Consider the following 13,439-nt stretch of genomic DNA (forward strand, 5'->3'; position numbering starts at 1 on the left):
CATGCACAGCTGACGCGCACCAGCACTAAAAGACTGGGCTGGGAGAACGTCAACGAGGATGATTGGCGATTGCAAAGACAGGATGTGACTGAATTTGAGCCAAGTTACCCGTGTTGTTGGCTAATTCAGACAGAACCATCTGGCATATGCGTAACCTTCTCACTACGCAAACGCACCAGACCGCGGACCTGGGGCTGCCGCATAGCGGCTGCCAGCGACTGCGGTGACGTCACACGGGGAGACAGCGTGACACGAGCTCGACTTTGCTTGAGGATTTCTTCCGTTCCCGCCCGAAATCGCGCCGCGCTCGTTGCGCTCATCGGCTGCTGCGCCGTCGGCCTGACTGCATGCAGCGACAACGGCACGGGTGACAACGCCGAGTCGTCAGCCACGCCGACGGCCGCCAATTCGTCGAACTCACCTTCACCGAGTCCGAGTTCCTCGGAAGCGGCCGAAAAGGCCGCTGCCCTCAATGCGTACAGCCGCATGTGGGATGAGCAGGTCAAGGCGTACGCGCAGACCGACATCAAGGGCACAGAACTCAAAACGTACGCGACCAAGGACGCTCTGGCCCGGGCAATGGGCGACCTGCTCGTCATGAAACAGGCCGGCACCGCGACCAAGGGTGCTCCGACGCACGACGCCAAGGTGACGTCGCTGACGCTGGGCGTGAAGATCCCGAAGGCGACGATCAGCGACTGCCTGGACATTTCGAAGTGGCCCACGGTCAAGAAGAAGACGGGTGCGGTTCAGCCGTTCCCGTCAAACCAGGCCACGCGCTACGTGACCACAGTCAACGCAGAAAAGTGGGGGAACCGGTGGATGATCACAAAGCTCACGCCAGACGGCGCCCGCACCTGCTGAGACGCACCACCGCGGGCCTGCTCTCGGCGGCCGCACTGGGCTCCCTCACGACGCGGCCAGCCCACGCCAGCGATGACCCCGTCATCGGCGGCGACTGCGCCGGGGCATCAAGCTGGGTCACCGTCTGCCGCCAGGAGCCGGGAACCGGCAGCGGACAGAGCCAGGGCGACACGGCGTCGAACGGCAAGGGCACCGGCAAAGGCAAAGGCACCGACAAGGCGCGCCCAGAGACCTGCGCGGTCGAGCGGCTCGACCCGCAGCCGCCAGCCAGCGACCCGGTCTGGAAGGGGCACAAGCCAGGCGACGGCGCGATCTACGCGCGGATCTGCCTGAGTCAGGCGCTAGGGGCAGCCGTCGGCACCGTGACACCTCCGCAGATCTTCTGGGCGGCCGCGGCACCCGCAGTCAACGTCGACCCCGAGCAACTGGCGCGAGAGGCCGTCGACCGGATGCTACTGACCGGCCCGTCCATCGTCAGCCCGCGAGCGGCAGGCAAGTACACCGTCGGCGTGCCCATGTGGATGTGGGTGAACCAGACGCCCACGACGTACGGGCCGAACACCGCTTTCGCGGGCCTGGCCGGGGTGACCGTCACCGCCACCGCCAAAGTCAGCAAGATCGTGTGGAAGCTGGGTGACGGCGAGTCGGTGACGTGCAACGGCCCGGGCACACGGTACGAGGCATCGGTCGGCAAACAGGAGTCGCCGACGTGCGGCCACACCTACACCCGCACCTCGGCCTCGCAGTCCGGCGGCAAGTACGCGGTAACCGCGACGGCGACGTGGACGGTGGACTGGCAGGTGGCCGGGGGCGGCGGCCAGGCCGGCCAGTTCACCGAAGTGAGGCAGTCCCAGATGCAGGTGGCGATCGGCGAAGTGCAGGTTGTCGGGTAGCACCCCGAAGGGAAACGAGCGTTGAGTAAGACGAAGGAACGCACACCAGACGCCGCCGCGAACGGGGTGCCCCCGCAAGGACGGGCGGCCGGACCGGTGGCACCTCCCCGCGTTTCGGCCCGCAGGCGCAGGCCCGGCATGATCGCCCTGTCGCTGGCACTGATCGCTGCGGGCGGAGCCAGCGTTGCCGTGCTGCTGCTGCAGGTCGGCCACCGGACGCAGGTCGTCACCGTGGTGCGCGACGTGCAGGTCGGCCAGGTCCTCACCGAGCAGGACCTGGGGCAGGCGTCCATCTCCCTGGACCCGGCCGTCAAGACGGTGAAAGCCGACGACCTTGGCTCGGTGGTGGGCAAGCGGGCCGCGGTCGAGCTCAAGCCCGGCTCGCTGCTCACCCCGTCACAGGTGACGAAGGACTCGCTGGTCAAGGCGGGCGAACAGCTGGTCCCGATCGGGCTCAAGCCCGAACAGGTGCCGGCCACCGAGCTCGTGCCGGGCCAGAAGGTGCAGCTCGTCCATGTCCCGGCGCAGGGGGAGACGGCGAAGGCTTCCGGTATCCCGCCGGAGTCCATCGCGGGACGGGTGGTGAAGGCATCCAAGGCCGCGCCCGGCACCGGCATCGTGGTCGTCGACGTCGCCACCTCCGCCAACGACGGCCCGACGGTCGCCTCCTGGGTGTCCTCCAGCACACTGCGGCTCGTCCTCGATGCGCAGGGCGGCAGCTGATGAGTGTCATCGCTCTGGCCGGCTGCAGCGGCGCTCCCGGTGTGACCACCACCGCCCTGGCTCTGCTGCTGACCTGGCCGCTGGAGCCGGGCCGGAAAGTAATCCTCGCGGAGTGCGACCCGGACGGTGGCGCGGTCCTGCACGGCCTGCTGCAAGGCACACTCGGCGACCGGTACGGGCTGCGGAACCTGTCGGTCGCCGCCCGCAAGGGTGAGCTGCAGGAGGCGTTCTGGCGCCAGCTGATCGACCTGAGCTCCGAGGACAGTAAGGCGGAGTCGCCCCGGGACCGGCTGCTACTGCCGGGCCTGACCGAACCAGCGCAGGCGGCCGGGCTCGGCCCGGTATGGGAGTCGCTGGCCGACATGCTCACTGGCATCGACGCCTTGCCCGTGCACGGTCATGACGTGCTGATCGATCTGGGGCGCAGTGGCGCCTTCGGGCCGTCTTCCGGGGTCCTCGCGCAGCGTGCGGACGCGGTGGTCGTGGTGGTGCGCAACACGCTGCGCTGTCTGCAGGCTGCCCAGCCTCGTGTGGAGGCGTTGGAGGAGCGTGCGGGCGACGTCGGGCTGGTGGTGATCGACGAGGGTCCGTATCCGGCTGGTGAGGTGCAGCGGGTGCTGGGGGTTCCGGTGGTGGCGACGCTTCCGTACGCGCCGAAGGAGGCCCGGGTGTTGTCCGACGGCGCCGAACAGGCCCGTCATTTCACCAGGTCGGCGTTGATGAAGGCGGCCAGGACAACGAGTGCGCTGCTGGTGCAGCGGGCTGCAGCACGCAGGGCCCGGCTCGCTCCCCGCGCTGCCGGTCCGGCTGGAGGCGGGCGGGTGAGTCATGCGCGGTAAGCCGATTCACGCAGATCCCTCTGTGCGCCCGCTCCACGTCAACGGCCATCCGCTGCAGGGCGGCTGGCCGGCGCAGGCCACCGGTGTACCCGGGGAGGGCTCTGCCTCGAGCCCGCAGGCGCTCGGCGCTACGCCGCAGGTCACCGTGGACTACGCGGTCGCCGGGCACATCAAGTCGCAGGTCGCCAAGCAGCGTGAAGAGCTCCTCAAGACTAGTCCGATGGTGGACCGGGCCAGCGAGGAACAGCTGTGTCTGCGCTGGATCAACGACGCGGTGGCGCTGTGGTCCGACGCGCAGGCCCTTGAGCGGGGTGTCAACCCGACTCCGGCCGAGGATGATGCGCTGCGGCGCGCTGTGTATGACCTGCTGTTCCGTGCGGGGCGGCTGCAGCCGTACCTCGACGACCCGGATGTGGAGGACATCTTCATCCAGGGCCACGATGAGGTGTGGCTCGACTACGGCAACGGACAGCGCAAGTTCGTGGGAGCGATCGCCGACTCTGAGGAAGAACTTCTCGAACTGCTGCGGGAACTGGCCCGCGAGTCGGGACACAGCGAGCGCACGATCTCCACCGCGAACCCGCTGCTGGCGCTGGCGCTGCCGGACGGCTCCCGGCTGCAGGCGATCACCGATGTGAGCCCGATGACCTATGCGGTCATCCGCCGTCACCGGGTCGAACACGCCGACCTGAACGACATGATGCAACTGGGCACCATCGACCCGATCCTCAAGGAGTTCCTGGCCGCCTGCGTGCGCGCCGAGAAGAACGTGATGATCGCGGGCAAGCAAAAGGTCGGCAAGACCAGTCTGCTGCGGGCGATGCTCAAGGAGTTCGGCCCGGAAACCCGGTTCGCGACCATCCAGACCGAGGACGAGCTGCACGCGCACACCAACGGCTACCACCGCCAGGTCGTCTCGCTGGTAGCCCGCGAATCCAACGGTGAGAAGGACGCCACCGGTCGCGGGGCCGGCGAGATCTCCCTGCTGGATCTGATGCATCCCGCGCTGCGGATGTCGCTGGAGCGGATCGTGGTGGGCGAGGTCCGCGGGCCGGAAGTCGTCGCGATGATGCAGGCATTGACCAACGGCGCGGGCGGCAACCTGTGCACCATCCACGCGCGTCGCCCCGACATCGTCTTCGACCGGATCGCCGAGCTCTACGCGCTCGCCCAGGGCAACCTGTCCGAAGGGCTCGCCTACCGGCAGATCGCCAACGGCCTGGACTTCATCGTCTACGTGTCGATGGTCGACGAGACGCAGATCGGCGGCCGGAGGCACCGGTTCGTCTCCCACATCGTGGAGGTCACCGGCATCGGTGAGTCCGGGCGTCCCGCCACCAACGAGATCTTCGCGCCGCGTCCCGACATCGGGGAGGTGCGGGCGGTGCCGCAGATGGATCCGGCCTGTATCGACGACCTGCGCCGTGTCGGCTTCGACTCCCAGCTGCTGCAGCACGTCTACGGCGCCTGGAGCGGGCCGCTGCCGCTGAAGGTGAGGAGCGCATGACGCTGCTGTGGGCGCTGCTCAGCGGCATGGCCGTGGTGGGCGGCGTGGTGGCCGGCCTGGTCGGCACCACGGCGCCCCGCAGGGCCCCGCTGCTTCAGCGGTGGCGTGCGAGGCGCGCCGAACAGGTGCGGTCCCAGGATGCCAAGATGCGGCGTCGCACCCTGGCGGCGGCCGCGGTTGGGCTGTGCCTGACGGTGTGGCTGCTCTCGGGGAACTTCGTCGCCGCTGTCCTGCTGGGCGCTGCCGTGCTCGGGGTGCCGTGGCTGGTCGCTCCCGCCCAGGTGGCGCAGGTCCGCATCGGGCAGCTGGAGGCGCTGAGTGAGTGGACGCAGCGGCTGGCCGGGCTGCTCCGGCTGGGCATGGGCCTGGAACAGGCGATGATCGCCAGCCGGAAGGGGGCCCCGGAGGAACTCGCTGAGCAGATCATCAATCTCTCCGACCGGCTGCGCCTGGGCTGGCGGCCCGAGGAGGCGCTGCGGTCCTTCGCCGACGAGCTAGATGACATCACCGCCGACAAGGTGGCGGCCGCGCTCATCCTGTCGGTGAATGACCGTGGCCCGGGCCTCGCCCAGGCTCTGGAGGACCTCGCTGCCACGGTGCGCGACGAGGTGGCGGGCAAGCGGAACGTCGAGGCGGACCGGGCCAAGTCACGGACCACGGTGCGCTGGATGACGTTCATCACCCTGGGGATCATCGTCGCCGGGTTCTTCGTGCCGTCCTACACCGCCCCGTATTCGACACTGCTCGGGCAACTGGTGCTGGCGTTCCTGACAGCCGGGTTCATCGCGACCCTCGCCCTGATGAGGTCGCTGGGCACATTCCGGCGGGTGGCGCGCTTCCTTGTCCCCGACCCGCTGAGCACGGTCCGTCTGCCCGCCCTTCCCGCTGCCCCCGACTCCCCTGGTGCCGAGCGCGAGGCGGAAGGAGTACCGGTCCGATGAACCTGCTTCCCATGGTGCTTGCCGGCGGCGCGGTCGGGGCCGGTGTCGCGTTGCTGGTGCGGGAACTGCTGCAGCCGCAGCCCGCCCTGGCTGCCGCGCTGGAGCGGACCGCGCCGGGCCGGCTTGCCCTGCCCGAACCGGAGCTGGACCGCGACGAGGTGTGGGGACGGTGGCTGCTCGCGCGGCTGGGCCGCCTGCCCGGTGTCCGTATCCCCGCCAAGAACCTCGCCCTGCTCGGTCAGGGCCCGGGCCGGTTCATGCTGATCAAGACGGCGCTGGCTGCGCTCGGTCTGCTGTGCCCGGTCCTGGTGACGATCCCGTGGATCATCGCAGGGGTGTCGCTGCCGTTCTACGTGCCCGCCGTCGTCGGACTTGCCGCAGCCGGACTGCTGTTCATCACCCCCGACCTGGCCGTGCGTGACCAGGCCAAGCGGGCGCGGGAGGAGTTCGCCCACGCGGTCGCCGCCTACCTCGATCTGGTCGCGTTGAAGCGGGCGGCGGACGCGGGCCCGGCCGAGGCGCTGGAGAAAGCCGCCGCGGTGGGCCGGGGCTGGCCCTTCCTCTATCTGCAGGGGGCGCTGCGGCGGGCCCGGCTGGAGAAGATCCCGCCGTGGCAGGCCCTCACCGACCTGAAGGACGAGTACGACCTGCCCGTCCTCGACGACGTCGCCGACATCATGCGCGGCTCGGCGACCGACGGCGCCGCCGTCTACCAGGCCCTCAAGGCCCGTACCAAAGCTCTGAACACCGAGCTGCTTGCCGCGCAGGCCGCCGAGGCGAATGCCGCCAGCGAGAAGATGACCGCCCCCGGCGCGCTGCTCGCCGTCCTGGTCATGCTCCTGATGGCGTTTCCCGCGGTGATCCGCATGCTCACTGTCTGACCTGATCGTGAATCCCAATTCTGTGGAGGAGCACCGCTCATGAAGCACACCGCCGCCCGTTCCTACCGCGCTGTGCGCTGGCTGGCCACGCCTCTGGAGGAAGGGCTGAAGGAAGCGAGCAGGCGTCCGGACCGGGGTGACATCAGCATCACCACCGTCATCATCTGGGTCGCGGCTGTCACCGGCGCCCTGGTGATCGCCGGGACGATCGCCGTGGTCATCGCCAAGTACAACGGCAACCTGGCCGGGATCTGATGCAGCGCACGGCCCGGCTCAAGGCCTGGTGGGAGGGGAGCCGGTGGCACGACGACCGGGGGGACGCGTCGGTCCAGATGGCGATCGTGTTCCCGTTCGTGCTGCTTGCCGCGATCGCCGTCATCCAGGCCTCCATGTGGTACTACGCGCGGCAGATCGCGCTGACCGCCGCACGGGAGGGCCTGTCCGCCGCACGCTCCTACCAGGCCTCCCCCGCCGACGGCGTGGCCCGTGCGCAGGACGTGCTGGGCCGCACGGCGGGCGACAGCCTGCGCGGCGCGAGCGTTTCCACGGCCGGGAGCAACGGGCAGCGGGTGCGGGTCCAGGTGTCGGGGATCGCGCAGTCGATGCTGCCCGGCGTACCGGGTCTGAGGATCACGCAGTCGGCTTCCAGCGCGGTCGAGCGCTGGACCGTCCCAGGAGATTGAACCCTCCCCCCGCTGAAGCAGGGGGATTCCTGGCTCAGGCTGCCTGCGGGTCCAGCGGACCTACGGGTCCTACACCCTCAACACCAGCCGGGTCGGAACCTGCCCGGTTTGGCACTACAAGCAAAGGAGTTGCTGTGCTGGCTTGGCTCTCGCTCAGCACGGTGTGCGCGCTTGGTTCTCGCAACGCACATCGACCACGCTACCCGATCGCGTGGACGGTCTTTCGCCCTGGAGGCGAAACCCCGTTCCCTGCCCTGCTCCGCAGGAGTCCGATTCCTTCCCGGCCTGAAGGCCGGGGCATCCTCGCAGGAACCAGGTGAAGTCCGTGCTGAGCAGGGTACGTTCGGCGCCGCACGATCGTGGCAGTGCCGCGATCGAGGCTGCCATCATCGTCCCGGGTCTGATCATGCTGGTGTGTCTGGCGATCGCCGGCGGGCGGCTGGTCACGTCCGGCGCGAAGATCGACAGCGCGGCCGAGGATGCAGCCCGCGAGGCGTCCATCCACCGCACCGCGGCCTCTGCTCAGGACGCCGCGAACACCGCGGCCGCCGAGTCCCTCGACGACCAGGGCATCAAGTGCGCCAGCAGCAACGTCAGCGTCAACGCGAGCGGGCTGAACGTACCGGTCGGCCAGGTCGCCACCGTGACGGTCACCGTCACCTGCACGGTCAACCTCTCCGACCTGCTCCTGCCCGGCACGCCGGGTTCCCGCACGCTCACGTCGACGGCCACCTCGGTCGTGGACCAGTACCGGCAAAGAGCTCTGGGGTTCGCGAATTCTGAAGTGCCGTGGAGTACGAACCGAAGTGTGGGTGCTGAGCAGTGAGCGCGCAGGGATGCTTGAGTTCACGTTCCGTGCGTCGAGCGTGCTCGGGCTCTTGCCTGGCAGGTTGCTCGTGCTGTGAGCCAGACGGTCTCAAACTCACTGGCGGTAAGGTCGTGCGGCTCGTGGGCGTCCCACTCGTGGACGGGAACCTCCGCCGTGGCGCCGAACGTGGCTTCGTAGTCTGCGAGGGTTCCGGCCTGCTGGGCGGCTTCCCATTCGGCCAACGAGGCTGCCGTGATGGGCTTCTCGAGCGGCCCTTGGAGTTCAACCTGGCGGTTGATCCAGCCGCCGGCGTCGACCTCGAAGTAGAACCAGGTGTCTTCCTCGGCCCAGTAGCTGCGAAACCAGCGTGTCATCTCCCCATCCCTTGCCGTGCTGTGGCGGGCATTCCGGGTTCGCGTGCCGTCGGTGGACTATATGGCGGTCTTGCAGTACACGCCGTGTCCGTGATCACGAGCCCGGCGGGCCAGGGCGCGGAACTCGACGATGGTGTCCTGGACGTCGATGAAGTCGGCGAAGTTGGCTTCGGGGATGTCGAGCCACTGAAGTGCGAGCAGCGGCAGGTGTTCGTCATGGATCTCGGCGAGCGTTGCGATCCACTCGTCGGGCAGTTGTTGAAGGAACAGGCCGGTCTCCCAGGGAGACTCCTGTCCTGGCCTGTCTTCCCCTTGCGGCCACAACCTCTCGTCAGGCCATACGAGTGCAGGTGCGGTGGCACGCGCGTCGAAGGGGATTCCTTTGGCGAATGCTATGAGCTGCCCCAGCACGACGTTCGGATCGAGGCCCTTGGCGTCGAACCAATCGACGCCGTGCTCGTCGAGACCGGTCCCGGAGTGCTGATCCCAGTCTCCGTCGGGACCGACAGACCAGTCGATCGCGGCAGAGGTGTCCGGTGCCCGGAAGTAGTCGTGCAGTATGCCCATGGCTTGAAGCGTAGCGACTGCGTATCACGCGGAATCGAAGCCGGGATGGTCAACGACGTTGGTGTAGCGGAGGCTGGCGTTGATGGACAGGCCGGACATGTCGTGCAGACGCTTGGCGTCTCCGCGGCTGGCCATGGCTTCGGCGAGGATGCGGTCTTCGCGGATCGGGCGGCAGCTGACGCCGGGGTCAAGGAGCAGCTTGATCCAGCGGATGCCGACGTTGCGGGTTTCCATGACGCTGCGGCGGCTGCCGAACCGACGACTTTTCCGACACGGGACAACTGATGTGCACAAAGGGCACCTTCGCCCGGCGTCTGCACGACGACCGCGGCGGCGTCACCGTGTTCGTCGCGATCTGCGTCATCGCGTTGCTCGGCATCATCGGCATCGCCGTCGACGGTGGCGGCAAGATGCGCGCCACCGAACGCGCCGACTTCATCGCCACCGAAGCCGCCCGTGCTGGCGGACAGGCCATCGACCCTGCGCAGGCCATTGCCGGCACGGCCATCACTGTCGATCCGCAGGCCGCCCAGGCCGCCGCTCAGGCCTACCTGCGCTCGGCCGGTATGGCGGGCACGGTCGCGGTATCCGCGGACGGCAAGGCGCTGACCGTCACCACGACGGGCACCTACAACACGAAGTTCCTGCCCGTGGCCGGGATCGGCTCCCTGCCGGTGACCGGCCACGGCAAGGCCACCCTCCTGCACGGCGTCACCGTCCCCGAAGGGCCATAGAAGATGCGCACCACACCTGCCCCGGCGGCCGCCCGCAGGAGCCTCACCGTGCTGCGGGCGGTGCTGAGCCTGCTTGTTCTGGCCGCCGCCGTCGCCGGGCTGCCGCTGCTTCTGGCTTGGGCCACGCCCGTGGTGTGGGCGGCCAGCCATGACGACCTGACGCATCTTCTGGACCGGCAGGACACCGGCGGAGCCTTTCTCCTTCTGCTCATTGCCGTGGGCTGGGCTGGCTGGGCCCAATTCACGTTCTGTGCGCTGCGGGAGTTGCTCGCTCAGTTGCGCGGGCGGACCTGGCACGCGCCCCGCGGGCTCGGCGCCTCGCATCGCGCCGCGGCCGTCCTGATCGGCAGCATCCTGGTGCTGCTGCCGACCGGCTCGGCGCTGGCCACGCCAGCCTCCGCTATCCCTGCCCAGTCCGCCCCACGCCTCCCGCAGCAGGCAGCACACGCTTCAACGCCGGACCACGCCGCGGCGGCCAGCAGCCAGAAAGCCGACCCAGGCAGCACGTACACGGTGCGCGATTCCCGGCCCGCGGAGAGCCTGTGGAGCATCGCCGAGCGGCAGTTGGGCGACGGCGAGCGGTGGCGTGAGATCGCCGCCTTGAATGAGGGCCGCACCATGGCCGACGGCCAGGTCTTCAAGGCCAACAGTTTTCTGCAGCCGGGCTGGCAGTTGGCGATGCCCGGTGCCGCCGGATCGGCAGGAGGCGTCCGTACGCAGCTGGTTGACGGTGCTGGGGCTGCTGCCGGGGAGAGCGGGCACGTCGTCACGGTGCGCTCGGGGGACTACCTGTCGAAGATCGCGGAGGAGGAACTCGGCGACGGCAACGAGTGGCCTGAGCTGTTCGAGGCCAGCCGTGGCAAGCCACAACCGGACGGACTGCCCGCGATCTCCGATCCGGATGTGGTCTACGCGGGGCAGCAGGTCACCGTGCCCGGCGCCCAGCCCGAACGGCACGATCCGTCCCAGGACAACGAGCACGGTGACAAGGAGAGCAGCCCGCAGCCTGCTCCCCCCGCCACCCAGAAGCCAGGCGGCGAGCAGAAGCCGGGCGCCGCCACGGGGGATGTCCAGGCACCCGCACCGGGCCACACCGCCGCGCCCGCGCCAGCGTCGTCGGCCCCCAGCACGTCGGCCGGCCGTTCGGCCGAGGAGCCCGGGCAGGATCAGGGCGCTCCCTCCACGACGGCTTCCGCGACACCCAAGCCCAGCACCAGCGCCTCTCCGTCGGCGTCGGCTGAGCCGTCCGGCTCCGCTGCCTCCTCCCTTACCGCCGCGGCGTCCGAGGCGCCGGCGTCGGCTCCGACCGGCAGTCCGCTGAGCCTTCGCACCGTTCTCGGCGCGGGCGCGCTGCTGGCCGCCGCCGTCACCGGCGCTCTCGCCCTGCGCCGGACGCTGCAGCGCCGCCGCCGCAGGCCCGGCGAGAAGATCGCCATCGCGCCAGAGACCTCCACGGCCGAGGCACAGTTGGCGGCGGCCGCCGAACCGGGCGGCGCAGCCCGCCTGGACGTCGCTCTGCGGACCCTGGCCCACCAGCTGCCCGTAGAGGGCGACGCTGCAGAACTCCCGCAGCTGCGGGCCGCGCGGATCGGCGCCCGTGCGCTGGGGGTGCTGCCTGAGGACCTCGCCCGGGAGCCGCAGGCGCCCTTCGTGTCCGGGCAGGGCGGCTGGTGGGTCCTGCCCGCCGACGCAGTCCTCCTGGACGAGGAGGCTGCCCGCGAGGTGCCGGCGCCCTATCCGGCGCTGGTCACGATCGGCAGCACCGAAGCGGGTGACCTCCTGCTGCTCAACCTCGCCCAGGTGCCCGCCGTGCTGCTGGACGGCAACCCGGTCCACATCACCGAGGTGTGCACCTCCCTCGCCCTGGAGCTCGGCATGAGCCCGTGGGCGAACGACGTCGAGGTCGTCACCATCGGGTTCGGCGAGGACCTGCCGCAGCTGCTGCCCACCGCGCGGATCGCCCACATGCGGCAGGCCGCGCACGCGCTGCGGGACCTGAGCGAACGGCTCCTGGAAGCGCACCAGATGCCCGAAACCCAGCATCAGCCGTACCTGCTGCTGTGCGCGTCCGCTCTGGACGCGGACCTTGCCTGGGAGTTCGCCGACGTCATCGACAAGGTCGGGACGGTTCCTGTCACCTTGGTGGCCCCGGCGAGTACGGCAGCCGCGCACTTCCCCGAAGCTGAGATCCTCAACGCTTCGCTCGGTGAGCCGCAGCAACTCGACTACGCCGGCACTGAGATCACCGTGCAGCGTCTGGAGCATGCCGCCTACCTTCAGATCACCACCGCGTTGAAGGTGTCCGGGCAGCCGTCCCACCCGGCCGAGGGGCCCTGGCAGGAGGTCCCGGACGAGCCTGACAGCAGGCAGCAGCCCCAGCACCTGGCGCCGGAGGGACCCACCGCACCCGCGGGTGACACTGCTACGCGCCCCTCGCCAACGGAAGCTGCGGACATGAGCGCCGAGATCTTCCCCGCCCTGCTCGCCGCCTCCACCGATCCGGCCGGCCTGCGCCTGCTGCCCACCGCCGCGGCGGCCGCGGCGGCCGAGGAAGACCCTGCCGAGGAAGCCCCCGGCACTGAAACGACGACGGACCCCACCCCAGCGGCCCCGGAAACGGACGGGGGCGAGAACTCCGGCGAGGAGGGCGCGGCGCAGGAGGTTGCAAAGAGTGAGGCGCACGACCTGCACGTGCCGGAGATCCGGGTCCTGGGCCCGGTCGAGGTGACGGGCGTGGACAGCACCGGCCACGGCCCGCGGATCGCCCAGCTCGCCGCGCTGCTGTACTTCCGGCCCGGACGCAGCGCGGACATCCTGTGCGCCGGCATGGACCCCGTCAGCCCCTGGTCGGCGAGCACCCTCAACGCCCGGCTTCAGGGGCTGCGCCGCTCCCTGGGCAGCGATCCCGCCGGCCACCCCTACGTGCCACGCCGCAGCTCCGGCGACGATCCCTACCGCCTCTCCCCCAGCGTGCGCTGCGACTGGACCCGCTTCCTTCAACTCGCCGAGCGCGCCCTGTCCCAGGGTCCCGCCGGCCTGCCGGAGCTGGAAAGGGCACTCGCGCTGGTCCGAGGCCGGCCGTTCGGCGGCAGGCCCCTGCCCTGGGCCGAGCCCTACCAGCAGGAGATGATCACCCGGATCATCGACGTGACCCACACCGTGGCCACCTACCGCACCCCCGCGGGTCCGCACCACGACCTCAGCGCGGCCCGACAGGCCGTCGCGACCGGACTCGACGTCGACGACGCGGCAGAGCTGCTCTACCGGGACTGGATGAGAATCGAGGCCGCCGCGGGGAACCGACAGGGCCTCCACACCGCCATCACCCGCGTCCAGCAGATCAACCGCGCTTTGGACTGCTCACTGGAAATCGCGACCGAGCAACTCATCAACGACCTCCTGAACATCAACGACAGACAGGCCCCGGCCCAGTGATCATCTTCCAACAGAACAGCCACTGCGGACCATCGCAAGGCCCGGCGCTCGACCCGCCCCACGGCACTGCTCAACGCGCACATGTGACAGTCGTTGAGATACGAGGTCTGTGATGGGGGAAAGCCAGCAGCGCGGGACAGCAGGTAGTACGACGCCAGCAGCAAAGCTTGGCCGGGCACACCGCATCTTG

At 69.5% G+C, this 13,439-nt stretch carries 15 protein-coding genes; 12 read left to right on the top strand and 3 right to left on the bottom strand.

The genetic code is table 11. The features are described from left to right. Positions 1–246 precede the first annotated feature (246 nt). The 10 genes from AQJ27_RS59595 to AQJ27_RS46265 all read left to right on the top strand — a co-directional run bounded on the left by AQJ27_RS59595 (position 247) and on the right by AQJ27_RS46265 (position 8,157). Positions 247–864 carry a hypothetical protein gene (locus tag AQJ27_RS59595; RefSeq protein ID WP_235613949.1) on the top strand — a complete coding sequence of 206 codons (618 nt, stop codon included), beginning with the start codon at positions 247–249 and terminating at the stop codon, positions 862–864. After that, positions 807–1,757 (top strand): ATP/GTP-binding protein, encoded by a 951-nt coding sequence (locus AQJ27_RS46225; RefSeq protein ID WP_235613950.1) that lies wholly within the window; start codon positions 807–809, stop codon positions 1,755–1,757. Before AQJ27_RS59595 ends, AQJ27_RS46225 begins: the two co-directional genes overlap by 58 nt. A 21-nt stretch (positions 1,758–1,778) precedes the next feature. Beyond that, on the top strand, positions 1,779–2,480 hold the full coding sequence (locus AQJ27_RS46230; protein WP_067383677.1) for an SAF domain-containing protein: 702 nt from the start codon (positions 1,779–1,781) through the stop codon (positions 2,478–2,480). Beyond that, a complete protein-coding gene (locus AQJ27_RS46235) occupies positions 2,480–3,319 on the top strand; it encodes a hypothetical protein (RefSeq protein ID WP_067383679.1) in 840 nt (279 codons plus the stop codon). Before AQJ27_RS46230 ends, AQJ27_RS46235 begins: the two co-directional genes overlap by 1 nt. Next, entirely contained in the window at positions 3,309–4,826 is a 1,518-nt protein-coding gene (locus AQJ27_RS46240; protein ID WP_067383680.1) for a TadA family conjugal transfer-associated ATPase, read from the top strand. Before AQJ27_RS46235 ends, AQJ27_RS46240 begins: the two co-directional genes overlap by 11 nt. Beyond that, positions 4,823–5,767 carry a type II secretion system F family protein gene (locus AQJ27_RS46245; RefSeq protein WP_067383683.1) on the top strand — a complete coding sequence of 315 codons (945 nt, stop codon included), beginning with the start codon at positions 4,823–4,825 and terminating at the stop codon, positions 5,765–5,767. Before AQJ27_RS46240 ends, AQJ27_RS46245 begins: the two co-directional genes overlap by 4 nt. Then, entirely contained in the window at positions 5,764–6,648 is an 885-nt protein-coding gene (locus AQJ27_RS46250; RefSeq protein WP_067383686.1) for a type II secretion system F family protein, read from the top strand. Before AQJ27_RS46245 ends, AQJ27_RS46250 begins: the two co-directional genes overlap by 4 nt. Positions 6,649–6,687: 39 nt before the next feature. Further along, a complete protein-coding gene (locus AQJ27_RS46255) occupies positions 6,688–6,903 on the top strand; it encodes a hypothetical protein (RefSeq protein ID WP_067383689.1) in 216 nt (71 codons plus the stop codon). Then, positions 6,903–7,331: a TadE family protein gene (locus AQJ27_RS46260; RefSeq protein WP_235613951.1), complete on the top strand. Its 429-nt coding sequence runs from the start codon at positions 6,903–6,905 to the stop codon at positions 7,329–7,331. Before AQJ27_RS46255 ends, AQJ27_RS46260 begins: the two co-directional genes overlap by 1 nt. 325 nt (positions 7,332–7,656) lie before the next feature. Then, entirely contained in the window at positions 7,657–8,157 is a 501-nt protein-coding gene (locus AQJ27_RS46265) for a TadE/TadG family type IV pilus assembly protein (RefSeq protein WP_398871297.1), read from the top strand. 20 nt (positions 8,158–8,177) lie between these two features. Here AQJ27_RS46265 and AQJ27_RS46270 read toward each other — a convergent pair whose 3' ends face one another. Genes AQJ27_RS46270 through AQJ27_RS46280 form a run of 3 tightly spaced genes read right to left on the bottom strand, consistent with a single transcriptional unit; the run spans position 8,178 to position 9,314 of the window. After that, complete coding sequence (locus tag AQJ27_RS46270; RefSeq protein ID WP_067383693.1) at positions 8,178–8,513, bottom strand: hypothetical protein; 336 nt, start codon at positions 8,511–8,513, stop codon at positions 8,178–8,180. Positions 8,514–8,570: 57 nt separating this feature from the next. Next, positions 8,571–9,080, bottom strand: a complete 510-nt coding sequence (locus AQJ27_RS46275) for a hypothetical protein (RefSeq protein ID WP_067383697.1) — start codon at positions 9,078–9,080, stop codon at positions 8,571–8,573. A gap of 24 nt (positions 9,081–9,104) precedes the next feature. Continuing rightward, complete coding sequence (locus AQJ27_RS46280; protein ID WP_067383702.1) at positions 9,105–9,314, bottom strand: hypothetical protein; 210 nt, start codon at positions 9,312–9,314, stop codon at positions 9,105–9,107. Positions 9,315–9,364: 50 nt separating this feature from the next. On the opposite strand from AQJ27_RS46280, the gene AQJ27_RS46285 reads away from it, so the two are divergent. Continuing rightward, the gene (locus tag AQJ27_RS46285) at positions 9,365–9,814 is read left to right on the top strand and encodes a TadE/TadG family type IV pilus assembly protein (protein WP_067383703.1); all 450 of its coding nucleotides are present in this window, start codon (positions 9,365–9,367) and stop codon (positions 9,812–9,814) included. Between the two features lie 3 nt (positions 9,815–9,817). Beyond that, positions 9,818–13,249 (top strand): AfsR/SARP family transcriptional regulator, encoded by a 3,432-nt coding sequence (locus AQJ27_RS46290; protein ID WP_067383704.1) that lies wholly within the window; start codon positions 9,818–9,820, stop codon positions 13,247–13,249. Positions 13,250–13,439: the final 190 nt, after the last annotated feature.

It is taken from the genome of Streptomyces olivochromogenes, from assembly GCF_001514115.1.
Lineage (GTDB): Bacteria > Actinomycetota > Actinomycetes > Streptomycetales > Streptomycetaceae > Streptomyces > Streptomyces olivochromogenes.

What these genes read in the sequence shown, in the direction of transcription:
- AQJ27_RS46235 (WP_067383679.1), top strand. Translation starts at nt 2,480, where the DNA reads ATGAGTGTCATCGCTCTGGCCGGCTGCAGCGGCGCTCCCGGTGTGACC.
- AQJ27_RS46245 (WP_067383683.1), top strand. Translation starts at nt 4,823, where the DNA reads ATGACGCTGCTGTGGGCGCTGCTCAGCGGCATGGCCGTGGTGGGCGGC.
- AQJ27_RS46290 (WP_067383704.1), top strand. Translation starts at nt 9,818, where the DNA reads ATGCGCACCACACCTGCCCCGGCGGCCGCCCGCAGGAGCCTCACCGTG.
- AQJ27_RS46280 (WP_067383702.1), bottom strand. Translation starts at nt 9,314, where the DNA reads ATGGAAACCCGCAACGTCGGCATCCGCTGGATCAAGCTGCTCCTTGAC.
- AQJ27_RS46240 (WP_067383680.1), top strand. Translation starts at nt 3,309, where the DNA reads ATGCGCGGTAAGCCGATTCACGCAGATCCCTCTGTGCGCCCGCTCCAC.
- AQJ27_RS46270 (WP_067383693.1), bottom strand. Translation starts at nt 8,513, where the DNA reads ATGACACGCTGGTTTCGCAGCTACTGGGCCGAGGAAGACACCTGGTTC.
- AQJ27_RS46260 (WP_235613951.1), top strand. Translation starts at nt 6,903, where the DNA reads ATGCAGCGCACGGCCCGGCTCAAGGCCTGGTGGGAGGGGAGCCGGTGG.
- AQJ27_RS46255 (WP_067383689.1), top strand. Translation starts at nt 6,688, where the DNA reads ATGAAGCACACCGCCGCCCGTTCCTACCGCGCTGTGCGCTGGCTGGCC.
- AQJ27_RS46275 (WP_067383697.1), bottom strand. Translation starts at nt 9,080, where the DNA reads ATGGGCATACTGCACGACTACTTCCGGGCACCGGACACCTCTGCCGCG.
- AQJ27_RS46285 (WP_067383703.1), top strand. Translation starts at nt 9,365, where the DNA reads ATGTGCACAAAGGGCACCTTCGCCCGGCGTCTGCACGACGACCGCGGC.
- AQJ27_RS46250 (WP_067383686.1), top strand. Translation starts at nt 5,764, where the DNA reads ATGAACCTGCTTCCCATGGTGCTTGCCGGCGGCGCGGTCGGGGCCGGT.